At 71.1% G+C, this 16,701-nt stretch carries 14 protein-coding genes and 1 pseudogene; 7 read left to right on the top strand and 8 right to left on the bottom strand.

Features of this window, described 5'->3' with window-relative positions:
• The 5 genes from KF737_RS14550 to KF737_RS14530 all read left to right on the top strand — a co-directional run bounded on the left by KF737_RS14550 (position 1) and on the right by KF737_RS14530 (position 7,202).
• Complete coding sequence (locus KF737_RS14550; RefSeq protein WP_296456130.1) at positions 1-1,824, top strand: DUF885 family protein; 1,824 nt, start codon at positions 1-3, stop codon at positions 1,822-1,824.
• A gap of 212 nt (positions 1,825-2,036) precedes the next feature.
• Positions 2,037-2,801 (top strand): alpha/beta fold hydrolase, encoded by a 765-nt coding sequence (locus KF737_RS14545; RefSeq protein ID WP_296456125.1) that lies wholly within the window; start codon positions 2,037-2,039, stop codon positions 2,799-2,801.
• Positions 2,802-3,100: 299 nt separating this feature from the next.
• Positions 3,101-4,798 (top strand): hypothetical protein, encoded by a 1,698-nt coding sequence (locus KF737_RS14540; RefSeq protein ID WP_296456122.1) that lies wholly within the window; start codon positions 3,101-3,103, stop codon positions 4,796-4,798.
• 626 nt (positions 4,799-5,424) lie between these two features.
• The gene (locus KF737_RS14535; RefSeq protein WP_296456120.1) at positions 5,425-6,201 is read left to right on the top strand and encodes a PEPxxWA-CTERM sorting domain-containing protein; all 777 of its coding nucleotides are present in this window, start codon (positions 5,425-5,427) and stop codon (positions 6,199-6,201) included.
• A gap of 233 nt (positions 6,202-6,434) precedes the next feature.
• Positions 6,435-7,202 carry a PEPxxWA-CTERM sorting domain-containing protein gene (locus KF737_RS14530; RefSeq protein WP_296456117.1) on the top strand — a complete coding sequence of 256 codons (768 nt, stop codon included), beginning with the start codon at positions 6,435-6,437 and terminating at the stop codon, positions 7,200-7,202.
• A gap of 49 nt (positions 7,203-7,251) precedes the next feature.
• On the opposite strand, the gene KF737_RS14525 is transcribed toward KF737_RS14530, so the two are convergent.
• The 3 genes from KF737_RS14525 to KF737_RS14515 all read right to left on the bottom strand — a co-directional run bounded on the left by KF737_RS14525 (position 7,252) and on the right by KF737_RS14515 (position 11,505).
• Entirely contained in the window at positions 7,252-9,267 is a 2,016-nt protein-coding gene (locus KF737_RS14525; protein WP_296456114.1) for an elongation factor G, read from the bottom strand.
• A gap of 273 nt (positions 9,268-9,540) precedes the next feature.
• A complete protein-coding gene (locus KF737_RS14520) occupies positions 9,541-11,154 on the bottom strand; it encodes an EAL domain-containing protein (protein WP_296456111.1) in 1,614 nt (537 codons plus the stop codon).
• Between the two features lie 84 nt (positions 11,155-11,238).
• On the bottom strand, positions 11,239-11,505 hold the full coding sequence (locus tag KF737_RS14515) for a hypothetical protein (protein WP_296456107.1): 267 nt from the start codon (positions 11,503-11,505) through the stop codon (positions 11,239-11,241).
• Positions 11,506-11,661: 156 nt separating this feature from the next.
• Here KF737_RS14515 and KF737_RS14510 point away from each other — a divergent pair, with 156 nt between their 5' ends.
• Positions 11,662-12,756 (top strand): phosphatidylinositol-specific phospholipase C1-like protein, encoded by a 1,095-nt coding sequence (locus KF737_RS14510; RefSeq protein ID WP_296456104.1) that lies wholly within the window; start codon positions 11,662-11,664, stop codon positions 12,754-12,756.
• Here KF737_RS14510 and KF737_RS14505 read toward each other — a convergent pair.
• The 3 genes and pseudogenes from KF737_RS14505 to KF737_RS22485 form a co-directional block, all read right to left on the bottom strand.
• Positions 12,753-13,280, bottom strand: coding sequence for a hypothetical protein (locus tag KF737_RS14505; protein ID WP_296456101.1), 528 nt, complete (start codon positions 13,278-13,280; stop codon positions 12,753-12,755). The genes KF737_RS14510 and KF737_RS14505 overlap by 4 nt on opposite strands.
• A gap of 112 nt (positions 13,281-13,392) precedes the next feature.
• Entirely contained in the window at positions 13,393-13,590 is a 198-nt protein-coding gene (locus KF737_RS22490; protein WP_367273240.1) for a cold-shock protein, read from the bottom strand.
• A gap of 207 nt (positions 13,591-13,797) precedes the next feature.
• A pseudogene (locus tag KF737_RS22485) lies at positions 13,798-13,995 on the bottom strand (cold-shock protein); the annotation flags it as partial.
• A gap of 187 nt (positions 13,996-14,182) precedes the next feature.
• Between KF737_RS22485 and KF737_RS14495 the strand changes: the two are divergent.
• Entirely contained in the window at positions 14,183-14,758 is a 576-nt protein-coding gene (locus KF737_RS14495) for a TIGR00730 family Rossman fold protein (RefSeq protein WP_296456094.1), read from the top strand.
• Between the two features lie 155 nt (positions 14,759-14,913).
• On the opposite strand, the gene KF737_RS14490 is transcribed toward KF737_RS14495, so the two are convergent.
• Positions 14,914-15,948, bottom strand: a complete 1,035-nt coding sequence (locus tag KF737_RS14490; protein ID WP_296456091.1) for an amidohydrolase — start codon at positions 15,946-15,948, stop codon at positions 14,914-14,916.
• A 217-nt stretch (positions 15,949-16,165) separates the two neighbouring features.
• Positions 16,166-16,540 (bottom strand): BlaI/MecI/CopY family transcriptional regulator, encoded by a 375-nt coding sequence (locus KF737_RS14485; RefSeq protein ID WP_296456088.1) that lies wholly within the window; start codon positions 16,538-16,540, stop codon positions 16,166-16,168.
• Between the last annotated feature and the right edge of the window lie 161 nt (positions 16,541-16,701).

Below are 16,701 nucleotides of genomic sequence, written 5' to 3'. Positions count from 1 at the left end.
ATGACCTCGCACTTCGACCGCCGCACGTTCCTCGCCACGACGGCGGGCGCCGCCCTCGCCGGCGCGCTGCCCGCCGCGGCGCAGGCCGGCGATCTCGACCGGCAGCTCACCGCCTTCCTCGACGCCGAGTACGAGACCGAAGTGCAGATGGACCCCGAGGAGCTGACCTCCCAGGGCCGCAAGGAGCAGTACGACCACCTCACCGACCGCAGCGAGGCCCACGGCGAGAAGGTGCTGGCCTGGCGCCGCGGCAGCGTGGCCCGCATGAAGGCGAAGTTCGACCCGGCCAGGCTGGGCGAGGAGGCGCGCACCTCCTACGACATGTGGATCCTGGCGCTCGACCAGGCGGAACTGCGCAACAGGTGGCGCCGCCACCGCTACGTCTTCTCCCGCGGCGCGGCCCACGTGGGCCTGCCGAACTTCCTGATCAACTTCCACCGCGTCGACACGCCCGCCGACGCCGAGGCCTACATCGCCCGCATCGGCCGGATCGACGCGGCGCTGGACCAGATGCTGGTGCGCGCCAGGGCCGCCGCGGCCGAGGGCGTGCGCATGCCCCGCTTCGACTACGTCCAGGGCCAGAAGGACCTCGCCCGCGTCACCGCCGGCGCGCCGTTCTCCGACGGCCCGGACTCGCCGATGTACGCCGACTTCAGGAAGAAGGTCGCGGCGCTGAAGGACGCGGGCAAGCTCGACGACGCCAGGGCCGACGCCCTCGTGAAGGCCGCTGCGGCCGCGATGACCGGCCGGATGAAGCCCGCCTACGACCGCGTCGGCGCCTGGCTCGCGGCCGACGTCGCCAACACCACGCCCGAGGCCAGGGGCGCCGGCGCGCTGCCCGACGGCCGCGCCTACTACGACGCGGCGCTGAAGCTGCAGACCACCACCGACATGACCGCCGAGGAGATCCACCAGCTCGGCCTCTCCGAGGTCGCCCGCATCCGCGGCGAGATGGAGGCGGTGAAGGCGAAGACCGGCTTCACGGGCGCGCTGCCCGAGTTCTTCGTCTTCATGCGCACCGACAAGCGCTTCTACCTGCCCAACACCGACGAGGGCCGCGCGGAGTATCTCAGGCTCGCCGACGGCTACCTCGCGGGCATGAAGAAGAAGCTGCCCGCCTACTTCGGCATCCTCCCCAAGGCCGACCTCGTGGTGAAGCGCGTCGAGGCGTTCCGCGAGATCCCCGGCGCCGCCCAGCACTACTTCCCGGGCACGCCCGACGGCTCGCGCCCCGGCATCTTCTACTCGCACCTCAGCGACATGAGCGCGATGCCGACCTACCAGCTCGAGAACATCGCCTACCACGAGGGCCTGCCGGGCCATCACATGCAGATCTCGATCGCCCAGGAGCTGACGGGCGTCCCGAAGTTCCGCACCCAGTACGGCTACACGGCCTATTCGGAAGGCTGGGGCCTCTACTCGGAAGCCCTGGCGAAGGAGATGGGCTTCGACGTCGACCCCTACAACGACTTCGGCCGCCTTTCGGGCGAGATCTGGCGCGCCATCCGCCTCGTGGTCGACACCGGCATCCACGCCAAGGGCTGGAGCGAGGAGCAGGCGGTCGCCTACTTCCTCTCCAACTCCGCCCAGCCCGAAGCCGCCGTCCGCGCCGAGATCCAGCGCTACTTCCTCAACCCCGGCCAGGCCAATTGCTACAAGATCGGCATGATCCGCATCCAGAAGCTGCGCGACAAGGCCCGCTCCGCCCTGGGCGCCAGGTTCGACTACCGCACCTTCCACGACACCGTCCTCGGCGGCGGCTCCCAGCCCATGCCCATCCTCGAAGCCCGCGTGAACCGCTGGCTCGCGAAGCAGGAGGCCTGAGGCCGAGGGCGTCCCCAGCGCCCCCTCCACCACTTCGTGGTCCCCCTCCCCCATGAATGGGGGAGGTACTTGGAACGATCGACCTCGCGAACCTCCCCTGCGAAGCGGGGGGACCACGAAGTGGTGGAGGGGGCGCTGCCGCCGCACGGCGCTCGACAACCGCGCTCAAACCGCCTTCGATGGCCGAAGCGAACAAGGTGGGAGACGGCCCGATGACCATGCTCAAGCGCGACGACGGCGTCAGCCTCTACTACGAGGTCCACGGCTCCGGCCCCACGATCCTGCTCACCCACGGCTACTCGGCCACCTCGCAGATGTGGCGCGGCCAGGTCGCCGAGCTCAGCCGCGACCACCAGCTCGTCCTCTGGGACATGCGCGGCCACGGCCGCTCCGACAGCCCGGACGACCCGGCGCTTTACTCCGAGCCGGCGACCGTCGCCGACATGGCGGCCCTGCTGGATGCGGTGGGCGCCACGGCCGCCGTCGTCGGCGGCCTCTCGCTCGGCGGCTACATGTCGCTCGCCTTCAACCGCGTCCACGCCGACCGTGTGCGCGCGCTGCTGATCATCGACACCGGCCCCGGCTACAAGAACGACCAGGCCCGCGACGGCTGGAACGCCACCTCGATCAGGACCGCCGAGCGCTACGAGCGCGACGGCCTCGCCGTCCTGGAAGGCGGCAGCGCCGAACGCCGCACCGCCCGGCACACCAGCGCCAGGGGCCTGGCGCTCGCCGCCCGCGGCATGCTCACCCAGCGGGATGCGGGCGTCATCACCTCGCTGCCCGACATCAAGGTCCCGTCGATCGTCGTCGTCGGCTCGGAGGACAAGCCCTTCCTGGCCGCCTCCGACTACATGGCCTCGAAGATCCCCGGTGCGAAGAAGGCCGTCATCGACGGCGCCGGCCACGCCGCCAACATCGACCGGCCCGAAGCCTTCAACGCCGCCATCCGCACCTTCATCGACGGGCTGAGGTAGCGGCGCTCACCCCCCAACGCCTGTCATCCCGGTTTCGCCGCAGGCGAAGACCGGGACCCAACCCTCCGGTGCTCTGAGGTGGTGTTCTGGCTTCGACTGTCGAGGCCGCCCCCAGCCATCGACGCACCGGTAGGTTGGGTCCCGGTCTTTGGCCTGCGGCCAAAACCGGGATGACACTCGGGGGGAGGGCCGGGCAGGGCGCTCGTCACGCATCCACCTGGCGCAGACCGCAACTATCCGTGGCGCACGGCGGCGCTTGGCGTAGGCTCCCGCCCACCACCGCTCGCGAGGTTCCCCCGATGAAGGCCGCCCTCTTCGCCGCCGCCGCGCTTCTCTGGGCCACGGCCGCGTCCGCCCAACAGCACGACATGTCGAAGATGGGCCCGATGAGCATGGGCCTGCCGCCGATGCCGTCGATCTACGGCGGCCAGGCCGACAAGCCGGGCGCGCCGGTGTTCGAGGGCCTGGGCGTCTTCCACATGCCCGTCACCGCCAATGCCGCGGCGCAGAAGTTCTTCGACCAGGGCGTCAACCTCGTCTTCGGCTTCAACCACGCCGAGGCCATCCGCTCGTTCCGCGAGGGCGCCCGGCTCGACCCGGACTGCGCCATGTGCTGGTGGGGCGTGGCCTTCGCGCTGGGCTCCAACATCAACCTGCCCATGCAGGACGACGCCGTCGGCCCCGCCTGGATGGCGCTCCAGAACGCCCAGGCGCTGGCCCCGAAGGCCACGCCGCGCGAGCAGGCCTGGATCGCCGCCCTCTCCAGGCGCTACGCCGAGAGCAAGGCCGCCGACCGCGCCGCCCTGAACGAAGCCTTCGCCCAGGCCATGGGCGACCTGGCCGCCCGATACCCCGACGACCTCAACGCCCAGACGCTCTGGGCCGAGGCCATGATGGACACCCAGCCCTGGGACTACTGGGAGGCCGATGGCGTGACCCCCAAGGGCCACGGCGCCCGGATCGTCGCTGCGCTGGAGGGTGTGATCGCCGCCGCGCCCAACCACCCCGGCGCGCTCCACCTCTACATCCACGCCGTCGAGGCCTCGACCACGCCCGAGCGCGCCGAGCCCGCCGCCGACCGCCTGCTGAAGCTGATGCCGGGCGCGGGCCACATCGTCCACATGCCCAGCCACATCTACTACCGCGTGGGCCGCTACGCCGACGCCGCCGCGGCCAACGAGGTCGCCGCCACCGCCGACGAGCGCTACATCGCCGCCTGCCGGGCGCAGGGCTTCTACCCGGCCGCCTACTACGGCCACAACATCCACTTCCTCTGGACCTCGGCCGAGATGGAGGGCCGCTACCAGGCCGCCCTCGACGCCTCGCGCCGCCTCGTGAAGGCCGTCGACGCGCCCAACCTCGCAAGGCAGATGTCGGTCGCCGAGCTCTACAACTTCACCCCGGTGGTCACCCTGCTGCGCTTCGGCAAGTGGCAGGCGGTCCTGGCCGAGCCCGCCCCCGACAAGGCGCTCCAGCTCGACACCGCCATGTGGCTCTACGCGCGGGCCTTCGCCCAGGCGAACACCGGCGACCTCAAGGGCGCCAGGGCCAGCCGCACGCGCCTCGCCGCCTTGCAGAAGATCAGGTTCGACAAGTACGTCGCCTTCAATGTCCCCGCCGAGGCGATGATCCCGGTGGCCCTGGAGAGCGTCGACGGCGAGATCGCACGGAAGTCCGGCGACCTGCCGGGCGCGGTCGCCCACTTCAGGAAGGCCCAGGACCTGGAACTCGCGCTCCCCTACACCGAGCCCGCCTACTGGCACCGCCCCGTCTCCCACCTCCTCGGCGCCGCGCTGCTGGAAGCGGGCCAGCCCGCCGAAGCCGAAGCCGTCTACAAAGCCAGCCTCCACCACTACCGGAGAGACGGCTGGGCCCTGGCCGGCCTCGCCAAAGCCCTCGACGCCCAAGGCAAGACCGCCGAAGCCGCCCAGGTCAAAGCCGACCTCGCCGAAGCCTGGAAACGCGCGGATACGAAGATCGAGACCTCGCGCCTGTAGCTCCTCTCCCAGGCGCGGCAGCGGGAGACCCGACGCGCACGCGCGGTTCGCAGACCGTTCGAACGTCTGACGCGGGTGGTTTGCGGACCTCACCTCCCCCAACAGGTGTCATCCCGGTTTTGGCCGCAGGCCAAAGACCGGGACCCAACCCAGGGTCGTGCGTCGATGCTTCAAGCCTGCGCACGACATCGACGCCGCGCGGTCTTCCGGCAGATCGACGCCTCGTGGCCCGTTGGGTCCCGGTCTTCGCCTGCGGCGAAACCGGGATGACAACAGGGGGTGTCCGGACCCGCAAGCGGGTCGGTTGACGACATTCCAACCTACGACCGCTTCTGACGCCCGGCCATGACGTTCCTGGGGGGAAGAGGGCAGGGCGCCCTTCCGTGTCTTCCGTGTCTTCCGTGGTTCCCTTCCTCCTGCGGCGCCCGCCCCCGCCTGCGCCGCCCGCGGCCTGACGGGCCAGGCTGCGGCTCAGCTTGCACGTTTGCGGATTCCCCTGAGGCGTGCGCGGCCTTGCACGGCGAACAACCTTGGCCGAAAAGAGGCTGAAAGCGCCGTCCGTGCCGGATCGCGCGCGGGGTTATGTGATGGGGGATGCGATGTTCAAGACTCGAACGTTGAAGGCCATGCCGAAGGTTCTGGCGGCTGCGGCGACCGCCGCAGCGGTGTCGCTGGTCGCGGCCACGCCGGCGTCGGCGACTCAGACGATCTACGTCGAACAAGCCACGATGAACACCACGTTCCAGGCGAACATCTCGGGCGTGGGCGCGGTCTATTCGAACGGCGTGACCTTCCGGGTCAACGACCTGGGCACGGCGGCCACCTACAACTACGCCGACTACTACATCTACGGCTTCTGCATCGACATCTTCCATCAGATCACCATCAACACGACGCTGAACTACACGTACACGTCGACCTATGGGGATAGCGATCAGCCGCTCTACACGAACTACGGCCCCACGGCGCCGGACAACGAGTTGAGCGATGCGCAGATCCTCGCCATCACCAACCTGGTGGACACCGGCTGGCTGCTGCACCAGGCCGACCCGAGCGGCGCCGACACCCTGATGCGCACGGCGGCCATCCAGGCGGCCATCTGGCAGGTCGCGAACCCCACCCGCACCGTCACGGTGCGGAACAACAACCTCGATGCGGGGCAGTACGCCCAGTATCAGTCGTACTTCAACGACTACGTCGCCGGGAACTACACCGTGCTCGCCGACGCCAACGACCGCGTCTACACGATCACCGACCAGGGCAACCCGGCGCACCAGACCTTCGCCATCGGCTGGCCGATCGACGGCGTGCCCGAGCCGGGCACCTGGGCGCTGATGATCCTGGGCTTCGGCGCCGCCGGCGCGATGCTGCGCCGCCAGCGCAAGATCGCCGCCGCGGCCTGACCGCCCGGTCCCGCCCGACGAAGAGCCGGCCGTTCACGCGGCCGGCTTTTTCGTGGCCTATGGCCTGGACGAGGCCCCTCGGCGTCCCTCGCCGTCATCGCGCGAGGAGGCGCCGCGTCCGCCGCAAGATTTTGCGCCCTGACGTGACACCTTTTCCGAGGCGTCTACGCCTTCCCCTCTGACAGTACAGTCAACAGGGGTGCTTTGAGATGATGCGTATGTCGAAGGCGGCCTTGGCCGCGGTTTCCGCCCTGGCCCTGGCCACGGCGGCCGGGTCGGCCCAGGCGGCGGTGAGCCTGACCAACGGCACGATGTTCCGCGCCGACACGACCGGGGCCAACCAGAACACCACGAACGGCGGCGGCACGGCCGCCCGCGGCGCCTGGACCACGGTGCTGGGCCAGCAGAACATTCCCGGCAACTACGGCGCCCAGATCTTCTACGCCCTGACCGACACGCCGGCGTCCGGCGATTTCCTCGCGCCGTCCGGCGACCTGTCGATCACGCTGCACGAGGGCGACAACATCATCTACTTCTGGGGCGACGGCGACGACCAGGCGGGCGGCGCGGATGGCTTCGGCTTCAACTTCTTCTTCAACGACGCGGGCGCGACCTCGCCGCTGATCGGGGCGTTCCTGACGAACGCCGGCGTCCTCTCGGCCAACGGCACGGCCGGCTGCTCGGTGGGCTACAGCTTCGCCTGCGCGACCGGCGCGGGCGCGCTGAGCGGCCTCGTGGGAACCTCGACGGTCACGCTCACCGCCCTCGTCATCCGCGGCGTCGGCGGCGCGAACGGCAACACCGAGGACCGCGTCTACCACGACAACGTGGGTGGCTTCGCGTTCCCGGCGCACGGGAACGGCGTCAGCGACACCTACGGCTACTTCGTCATCAACGTCAGCACGCCGGGCGGCGTGCCCGAGCCCGCGACCTGGGCCCTGATGATCGGCGGCTTCGGCCTGGCCGGGACGGCGCTCCGCCGCCGCCGCGCGCCGGCCTAGGGAGGCGGGGCCGCGGCGTCCCGCGCAGGGGGCGCCGCGGCCCTGACCTCTACGCGCTCGGCCGCGAGCCTTGCGAGGCCTCGTCGGCGAGTTTGCCGTGGAGCTCGCTCATGTGGTCGAAGTCGGCCTCGAAGGCGCCGAGGCCCTGGGTCAGGCCCCGCAGTTCCGCGATCAGGCCCTGCCGTTCGCTCTGCGGCAGGTAGGCCTCGATCCGCTCCCAGCCGCGCCAGTCCTCCCTGGGCGCGAGCCCCAGGATCTGGCCGCGCCGGGCGGTCAGCGCCGAGGTGACGTGGCTGGCGCTGGGCGAGGGCGAGTAGACCGTCAGCTTCTCGATCGGCTCCAGCAGGATGGTGCCGGTCTGCGCCATGGCCTCCTCGATCGCCAGGCGGCCCACGGTGCGGAACGCCATTTCGGAAGAGTCGACCGCGTGCGTCTGGCCGTCGAGCAGGACGACCTCCACGTCGGTGACCGGGAAGCCCTTCGGTCCCTTCGCCAGCCCGTCGCGCAGCCCGATCTCGACCGCCGGGATCCACTGCTTCGGCACCGCGCCGCCGACGACCTTCGAGGTGAAGACGAAGCCGGAGCCGCGGGGCAGCGGCTTCACCTCCACGGTGATGTCGGCGAACTGGCCGTGGCCGCCCGACTGCTTCTTGTGGCGCGAGCGCTGCTGGGCGCCGCGGGCCAGGGTCTCGCGGTAGGGCGTCCGGGGCTGGACGGTGTCGATGTCGACCCCGAACCGCCGCTTCAGCCGCTCCAGCGCCAGCCGCACGTGCCCCTCGCCCTGGCCGGACAGCAGCACCTGCCGCTGCTCGGCGTCGTGGGTGAGCGAGAGGCCTGGGTCCTCCTCGATCAGCTTGGCGAGGGCGCCCGACAGGCGGACGTCGTCGTTGCGGTTCTTGGCCGAGAGCGCCACGGCGAACAGCGGTCGCCGGGGCCGCACCGCCGCGCGCACGGCCTGCGCCGCGCCGCTGGTCGACAGGATCTGCCCCGCCGCCGCCGGCTCGACCTTGCCGATGGCGACGATCTCGCCGACGGGCGCCTCGGCCACCTTCTTCAGCGACGAGCCCTGCACGAGCGACAGCCCGCCCGCGCGGCTCCGGGTCCCGTCGGCCATGACGAGGTCGGCGCCGTCGGCGAGCTTCGCCCCGAACACCCGGGCGTAGGCCAGCTTGCCCGACTGGCCGGCGTAGGCCGCCTTCAGCACATAGGCGCCGGTGGTGACGCCCAGCCGGTTCGCCGCCATCTCCGCCGGCGGCGTCTCGTGGCGCAGGGCCTTCAGCAGGCGGCGCACGCCGAAGCCGTTGGCGGCCGAGCCGAAGAACACCGGCACGATCTGGCCGTCGTTCATCTCCTTCACCAGGTCGGCGAAGACCGTGTCGCGGGTGGGCGTCACGTCGGAGAGGAGCTGTTCCATCAGCGCGTCGTCGAAGTCGGCCATCTGCTCCAGCATGTGGAAGCGCGCGTCGGCCTCCTCCTGCCGCAGGTCGGACGGGATCTCGATCTGCTCGGACGGCTTGCCCTGCCGGTAGACGAAGCAGCGCTCCAGCGCCAGGTCGATGAAGCCGGTGACGTGGTCGCCCGTCCACGTCGGGATCTGGCGCGCCACCAGCGGCGCGGACGAGACCGGCGCGAGCGCGTCCAGCAGCTCCTGCAGGCTGCCGCGGGCCTGGTCCATCTTGTTGATGAAGAGCGCGTGCGGCACGCCCAGCCCTTCCAGCTCCCTGAGCGTCGGCTGCAGCAGCACGGCCTTCGCGGGATCCGGGTCGGCCACCACGAGGGCGAGGTCCACCGCCGGCAGGGCCGGGTCGATCTCGGCGCAGAATTCGAGGGATCCGGGGCAGTCGACGACCACGTAGCGGTCGCCCATGAAGTCGAAGCCGGCGAGGTTCAGTTCGACGGAATGACCGCGGGCCTTGGCCTCGGGGCTGGAGTCCCCGACCTCGCCCTTGCGCACCGCCTGCCCGGTGGCGGCTTCCAGCAGGGCTTCCATGAGGGCGGTCTTGCCGGCGCTCGTGGGGCCGACGAGCGCGAGCGCCCGAACCGACCCCGTTTCTCGGATTGCCATGGTCATTCTCCCATCACCTCTGGCGCTCAAGGCGCCCGGCAACCGGGAGGGGTGAGGGCGCCTGAAGCGCAGGTTATGGGCGGTCGCTGACCAGCCGGGCCGACCGACGCCGCCCTATGGGGAAACCCTACGCCCGGACTTTTGCCGGCGAAACGTCACGAAACCGTGAGGCGGTTCTGCCCACCCGGCTCTCCTCCCCCACGCTTGTCATCCCGGTCTTTCGCGTGCCGCGAAAACCGGGATGACAGTCGTTGGATGTGTGGGAAGGGAGCGCTACCCCGCCTGGCGCTCCAGGGCGGAGCGGACGGCCAGGGCCCCTTCCGGCCCCTGCATGCGGGCCCGCAACTGCGCCTCGGAGAGCGGCTCGTCGGCGGCGCGGCCATAGAGCCAGCCCTGGGCGTAGTCCACGCCGGCGCGGCGGACGGCGTCCTCGGCTTCGGGCGTCTCGACCATCTCGGCCAGGGTCTTCACGTTCAGCTCGCCGCACATGTTGACCAGGTGGCGCACGAAGGTGGCCTCGCGGCCGCCGTGCTGCAGGTCGCGGATGTAGCGGCCGTCGATCTTGAGCAGGTCCAGCGTGAGCTGCTGCAGGTAGGCCAGCGAGGCGGCGCCCGCCCCGAAATCGTCGAGGCAGACCTCGCAGCCGGCGGCGCGCAGCGCCTGGAGGTGGCGGTCGGCGGTCGGCAGGTCCTCGACCGCGGCGCTCTCGGTGAGTTCGAACATCAGCCGCCCGCTCGCCCAGGGACGCTCGTTCAGCATGGTCACGGCGCGGGCCACATAGGCCTCGCTCATCAGGCTGCGGCCCGAGACGTTCACCGCCAGCATCAGCGCGGGCTCGCGCTGCAGCACCGCCAGCGTCTCCTCCAGCACCGCCAGGTCGAGCGGCTCGATGAGGTCCATCTCCTCGGCCATGCGGATGGTCGGGAAGGGGCTGCCGTCGCTGCCGAAGCGGACGAGCACCTCGTGGTGGTGGAGCGCGCGGTCGGCGAGCGCCACGACCGGCTGGAAGGCCAGGGTGAAGCGGCGATAGCGGATGGCGGCGCCCAACTGGCCGGCCTTGCTGAGCGCGGCGTGCATCGCCCGCTCGAGCGCCTCGGCGAGGTCGCCGGGCAGCGGACGCTTCAGCCCGTGCTCCAGGACCTGGTTGAGCGCGAACCGCAGCGCCTGGGCCATCTGCTTGGGCCGCGTGACCCCGGTCATCGGCACGGCCCTGGCGGACGGCGCGACGCCTGCGATGCCGTTGGCGTCCAGGATGCGGGCCATCCGCGACAGGATGGCGTCGGTCGGCTCGTCGCGCGTGCGGACGAGGGCGTAGCGGTCGGGGCCGACCGGCGTCGGCGCCTCGCCGCGGTAGGCCTGGGCCCGCAGGGCGCCGGTCAGCATCGCCTCGACATGCCGCGGGTCCTTGGCCGCCACGCTCGTGGCGGACAGGCCGGCCAGTTCGACGAAGGCCAGTTCCAGCTCCTGCGCCGCCCCGGCGGCGAGCTCGCTGGCGCGCGCCTCGAAGGCGTCTCGGGTCTGCAGGCCCACCGTCCCGCGCGACGTGGCGCGGCTGAGGGCGCACGAGATCGCGCCCTGGTTCTGCTCCAGGCGGATGGCGGTCACGCTGGCGAACCGTTCGGCCGCGCCGCGGCTCAGGGCGACGCCCACCACGACCGGACCGGCGCGCATGCCGTCGTCCAGGCCGGTGAACAGCGCCTCGATCATCGGGTGGTCCTCGGTGTCGAAGAGGCTGCGCCAGGACCGCCCGGCCAGCCTGGTGTCGCTCACCCCCAGCACCGCCTCGCCCGCGCCCAGCGCAAAGCCGACCTTCCCGTCGGGCCGGATCTCGAGCAACAGGTCGGCTGCGGCAAAGCCGAAGCCCAGGAAACGGTGCGGCGCGGACAAGAGGCTCTCCCTGCGCCGGGACAATCGCGCGGCCGCCCTTAAGATCGCGTATGCGGCGCCCTCGGGCCTCGCCCGACCGCGCCGTCAGTCCGGCGCGTCGGCCTTCTTGCGCTTGAGGATGCGCTGCCGGGTCTGCAGGACGGTGTAGAGCCGGTCGCGCTGGTGCTCGCCCACGGGCAGGGCGATCTTCGTGTGGCCGATCTCCAGGTCGTGCTGCGCGTCGGCCGCCAGCTTCTGCATGCTCGGCGGCGAGACCTGCCACAGGATGTGGACGAGGTCGGCGACCAGCAGTTCGAGGGTCGCGACGCGCGCGATCAGGTCGCGTTTGCTGGTGTGGATTTCGTCCGGCATGCGCAGTCCGAGTACGCGGGGGGTTACTGGGCGCGCCGATTGTGCTTCATCAGGCTTGAGCCTTCGATAACGGCGCGGACGGAATGTCGGGAAAGTCGGGTTCGCCGCGCGAACCGCCCGCCGCCCGCGCGGCCCTGCCGGACGAGGATGACCCGCATGATCGTCTCCCTGCTCGCCGCCGCCGCCATCTCGGCGGCCTGCGACCTCGAGAAGCCCTCCGGCCAGCCGGGCTGCACCCGCGCCGCCGTCGACGCCCTCCCCATGAACGCCGTCCAGGTGATCGGGACCCACAACAGCTACAAGATGGCCATCGCGCCGGATGAGTTCGCCAGGATCGCGGCGGCGAACCCCAAGGCGGCCGCGACCCTCGACTACAGCCACCGGCCGCTGAAGGAACAGCTCGACGCCGGGGCGCGGCAACTGGAGATCGACGTCGTCAGCGATCCGGGCGCGGGCGGGCTCTACGCCACGCCGCTGGGCCACAAGGCCGCCGGCGCCAGGGCCGTCCCGTACGACTTCGGGCCGCTGAAGGGACCGGGCCTCAAGGTCCTCCACGTGCCCGACGTCGACTACCGCTCGGTCTGCGCCACCTTCGCGGCCTGCCTGGGCGACGTTCGCGCCTGGTCGAAGGCGCACCCGGGCCACGTCCCGATCCTGATCATCCTCAACCTCAAGGAGGACGGCGTCTCGCTGCCGGGCGCGGTCAGGCCGCCGCTGTTCGACGCCGCGGCCATGGACGGCATCGACCGGGAGATCCGCTCGGTCTTCCCGGAGCGCGCGCTGATCACGCCCGACCAGGTGCAGGGTCGCCACGCCACGCTGCGCGACGCGGTCGCCGCCGGCGGCTGGCCGAAGCTGAAGGCCGCCCGCGGCCGGGTCATGTTCGCCCTGGATTGCCCGCCCGACCAGGTCGCCCGCTATCGCGAGGGCCGCAAGGTGCTGGAGGGCCGCGCCGCCTTCGTGAACATCGACGAGGCCTCGCCCGCCGCCGGCTACATCACCCTGAACGAGCCCAAGGAGCTTTCCGCCCGCATCGCCGCGGCGGTGAAGGCCGGGATCATCGTGCGCACCCGCGCCGACGCCGACACCTACGAGGCCCGCGCCAACGACACCACGCGCCAGACGGCCGCCTTCGCCTCGGGCGCGCAGTACGTCTCGACCGACTACATGCAGCCGGACCCACGGTTCGGGCCCTATGCGGCGAAACTGCCCGGCGGCGGAACCGCGCGGGTCAGCCCCGCCGCGCCTTAGCGGGCGTCGGCGAGTTTCTTCTCGCGGGCCTGGGCGGCGGCTTCGTCATGCTTGAGCTGGGCCGCGGCCTGGGCGGCCGCGTCCTCGGCCGACATGGCGCGGACTTCGGGCGTCTTGTCCTTGTCGGGGCCGAAGAGGCTGGTGGCGATCCGCTTGCCGACGAAGCCGCCGATGGGGCCCGCCACCGCCGAGCCGGCCGCGCCGCCGGCCACGCTGACGGCCAGGCCGCCCACCACCTGGGCCGTCTTGCTGGGCTCCTTCTCCACGAGCACCGGCGCGACGACCGTCGGCGTGGCGAGCCTGGGCGTGGGCGCGCCGTCCACCGGCGCGGGCGGCGGGGCGCTGGTCACGGCCTCGGGCGCCGGCGCGGTCGGCTCCACCGCGGGCAGGGGCGTGAGCGCCGGCGCGGGCGGGGCCGCCTCCGCGGCGGGCGGGCTGGCGATGTCGGGAAGATCCTGCGCCATCGCGGCGGCGGGCGTCGCGATCAGGCTGCACAGGGCAAGGTTCAACAGGGGACGCATCATCCACGCTCCACACGAGGTCGGCTCCTCGATCGAGCGTCAGAACGCGCGCCCTGGGCCGCGGTTTCACCGCGGCCGTGGACGGGCCCGCCGGGACGGGCCCGTTTTCAGGTCATTAGCCGGTGATCTTGAGGTTGGTCGCGGACGTCTTGCCGCTCCGGCCGTCCTGCTCGAGGTCGAAATTGACCCGCTGGCCTTCGTTCAGGCCCGAGAGACCGGCCTGCTCGACCGCCGAGATGTGGACGAAGATGTCCTGGCCGCCGCCCTCCGGCTTGATGAAGCCGAAGCCCTTGGTGGGGTTGAACCACTTCACCTCGCCCGAGCCGGAGCCCGAGACGACGCCGCGCGAACGGCCGCCGCCGCCACCGCCGCCGAATCCGCCACCGCCGCCGTAGCCGCCGCGGTCACGACCGCCGCCGCCATAGCCGCCGCCACCGCCGTAGCCGCCGCGATCACCACCGCCGAAGCCGCCGCCGCCGCCGGCGCGCCGGGGTTGGGGCACGCCCTGTTCGGTGACGACGATCTGCGTCGCCGCCAGCTTGCCGGACCGACGGTCCTGCTCGAGTTCGTAGTCGACCTTGTCGCCTTCGCCGAGGGCGTCCAGCCCCGCCGAGTTCAGGGCCGAGATGTGAACGAAGACGTCCGAACCGCCGTCGTCCGGCTGAATGAAGCCGAAGCCCTTAGCCGTATTGAACCACTTAACCGTGCCGCTCGCCATGTCGTCGCAACCTAACCGAGAATAGAAGTGCCGCGCCGCGCATGTGTCGACGCCCGGCTAGTCGCCCTGACGAGCCGTGGCAGACTTTGTAGCGAGGGAATTTGCGCAACGCCAGCGCCCGTGACACGCGGGCGCAAACGGAATAAGGGAGCGGCCCTTCCGCCACAGCCCCGCCGCCAGGTCATCCGTGAAGAGCATCTGCGTCTATTGCGGCTCGTCCCCAGGGACGGACCCGAAGTTCCTCGCCGCGGCGACGGCCTGCGGCGCGGCGCTGGCGAAGGCGGGCGTCACCCTCGTGTACGGCGGCGGCAGGGTGGGCCTGATGGGCGCGGTGGCCGACGCGGTCCTGGCCGCCGGCGGCCGCGCCGTGGGCGTCATGCCGAAGGGCCTGGTCGACCAGGAGATCGCCCACCGCGGGTTGTCCGAGCTGCACGTCGTGGCCTCGATGCACGAACGCAAGCTGAAGATGGCCGACCTGGCGGACGGCTTCCTCTGCCTGCCGGGCGGCCCCGGCACCTACGAGGAGATCTTCGAGCAGTGGACCTGGGCCCTGCTCGGCATCCACGCCAAGCCGTGCGGCTTCGTGAACGTCGCCGGCTACTACGACCGCCTGCGCGACCTCATCCAGCATACGGCCGACAACGGCTTCATCGGCCAGGCCTACGTCGACATGCTGGTCTACGCCGACAGCACCGAGGCGGTGCTGGACGCCTTCAGCGCCTACGTCGCCCCGCCGCCCAAATGGAGCGGCGCAAAGCCGTAGCTTCCCTCCCTTAATGGGGAGGGACAGGCCGCGAAGCGGCCAGGGTGGGGCAGTGTGGTCCGGAACTGGGCGGGTGGAGGTCAGCCAATCCCGAAGCGCCGACGCTCGGGGTCAGGCTTCCCCACCCTGGCGCCTGCGGCGCCTGTCCCTCCCCATTAAGGGAGGGAAAGCCCGTACACCCGCGTCGCGGTCCCCGAGAACAGCGCCGTCTTCTCCTCGGCCGAGGCGCCCTTGGCCAGGTGCTTGAAGGCGTTCCAGAGGGTGGCGTAGCTGCAGCTTCCCATGTCGACCGGGAAGTTGCTCTCGAACATGCAGCGTTCCGCCCCGAACGCCTCGATGCAGGTCTCGATGTAGGGCCGCCACTGGTCGGCCAGCTCGCTCGACGGCGCCCGCGGCTCCTGCAGGAAGGACGGGAAGTTGCAGAAGGCCATGGCGAGGCCGCCCAGCTTCACGTTCACCTTCGGCGACTTGGCCAGCTCCAGGATGTTGGCTTTCCAGATCGGGAAGCGCTCCTCCAGCCTGCCGGCGTAGCTGCCGCGCCCGATCGGCGTGCCGACGTGGTCGAGGACGATCGTGGTGTCCGGGAAGGCGCGGGCGAGGTCGATCAGGTCGGGAAGCTGCGGCTCCAGCAGCCAGGCGTCGAAGGTCAGGCCCAGCGGCGCGAGGCGCCTGAACCCGGCCCGGAAGTCGTCGCGCAGGTAGAGCCCGGCCTCCACCCGGTTCAGCGGGCCCAGCACATCGGTGTCCGCGTCGAACGAGGCCGAGTTGCGGATGCCGCGGAAGCGCCCGCCGCCGGCCTCGATGTGCGCCTCCAGCACCGCCGTCACGCCGTCGCCCAGCAGCAGGTCGGCGCGGCTCACGATCCCGGCGCAGGCGCGGACGTCGCCGTAGAGGCCGCTGGCGCTCATGGCCGCCACGCCGTTCACGAACTCGGTCTCGCCCACCACGCGGAAGTCGACCGGCCCGTCGGCCTTGTAGAAGGCGCCGCACTCCACGAACACGGTGGCCACGACGTTGTGGCCGCTGCCGGTGTCGGCCATCAGCTCGTCCAGCAGGTATCGCTTCGCCGGCTCGATCGCCGTCATGAAGGGGTGCTCCGGCGCCTGGGGCGCCGCGTAGTTGCGCCGGTCCCACAGGTGGTGGTGCGGGTCGACGATCGGCAGCTCAGGGTCGAGAATGGCTTCCGGCATGACGTCCTCCCGTTTTTCCGTCGGGCGGCACGCTAGACCATTCGCCGCCAAAGTTGGACCGGGCTCAGCGCGACGAATGGTCTATCTTCAAGCAAGAGTCTTGAGCAGTCGGCCCGCCGACTGCTCAGGGCCGGAGTCGGGCGCGGTCAACCGCCCGCCGCGTCAACTTCAGGGCCGGATCGGCTTGATCGAGGCCAGCACCACCGCGGCGGCCACGTCACTCATCGTCCGCCTCGAGGTCGGCGATCAGGCGCTTCAGGCGGGCGACCTCCTCGGCCGACAGCGCCCGGTGCTGGGCGTAGTGGGCCACCAGCGGCGCGATCTGGCCGCCGAACAGCCGGTCCAGCAGGCCCTGGCTCTCGCCGGTGACGTAGTCCTCGCGGGTCACCAGGGTGCGGTAGAGCGCCCGGCCGCCCGACCGCGCCGAGATCAGCGCCTTCTTCTTCAGGAGCCGGTTGATCAGCGTCTTGACGGTGGCCTCGCCCCACGCGTTGGCCGGCCCCACCTTCGCGATGATCTCTTCCGCGGTGAGAGGCTCCTCGTTCCAGAGGGCCTCCATGATCTGGCTTTCGGCGCCGGAGATCCTGGACATCTTACCCCCGTAATCTCTCGCGGAGGCTACAGGTGTAAGACGGGGTGTCAAGCCACACCCGCTCATCCTCACACCCCGCTCATCCCCGCGGATGCGGGGATGAGCGGATTGTGGGCAGCGCGAGCGGGGAGGGTATCGGATCGTCTCCGTGAGCAGGTGGG

This window comes from Phenylobacterium sp., from assembly GCF_019636135.1.
In the GTDB taxonomy this organism is placed as follows: domain Bacteria; phylum Pseudomonadota; class Alphaproteobacteria; order Caulobacterales; family Caulobacteraceae; genus Phenylobacterium.
This window is presented reverse-complemented; position numbering and strand designations above follow the sequence as displayed.

Excerpts from the sequence above, each read along its gene's own strand:
- KF737_RS14550 (WP_296456130.1), top strand. The coding sequence starts at position 1 with ATGACCTCGCACTTCGACCGCCGCACGTTCCTCGCCACGACGGCGGGC.
- KF737_RS14545 (WP_296456125.1), top strand. The coding sequence starts at position 2,037 with ATGACCATGCTCAAGCGCGACGACGGCGTCAGCCTCTACTACGAGGTC.
- KF737_RS14540 (WP_296456122.1), top strand. The coding sequence starts at position 3,101 with ATGAAGGCCGCCCTCTTCGCCGCCGCCGCGCTTCTCTGGGCCACGGCC.
- KF737_RS14535 (WP_296456120.1), top strand. The coding sequence starts at position 5,425 with ATGCCGAAGGTTCTGGCGGCTGCGGCGACCGCCGCAGCGGTGTCGCTG.
- KF737_RS14525 (WP_296456114.1), bottom strand. The coding sequence starts at position 9,267 with ATGGCAATCCGAGAAACGGGGTCGGTTCGGGCGCTCGCGCTCGTCGGC.
- KF737_RS14515 (WP_296456107.1), bottom strand. The coding sequence starts at position 11,505 with ATGCCGGACGAAATCCACACCAGCAAACGCGACCTGATCGCGCGCGTC.
- KF737_RS14510 (WP_296456104.1), top strand. The coding sequence starts at position 11,662 with ATGATCGTCTCCCTGCTCGCCGCCGCCGCCATCTCGGCGGCCTGCGAC.
- KF737_RS14505 (WP_296456101.1), bottom strand. The coding sequence starts at position 13,280 with ATGATGCGTCCCCTGTTGAACCTTGCCCTGTGCAGCCTGATCGCGACG.
- KF737_RS14490 (WP_296456091.1), bottom strand. The coding sequence starts at position 15,948 with ATGCCGGAAGCCATTCTCGACCCTGAGCTGCCGATCGTCGACCCGCAC.
- KF737_RS14485 (WP_296456088.1), bottom strand. The coding sequence starts at position 16,540 with ATGTCCAGGATCTCCGGCGCCGAAAGCCAGATCATGGAGGCCCTCTGG.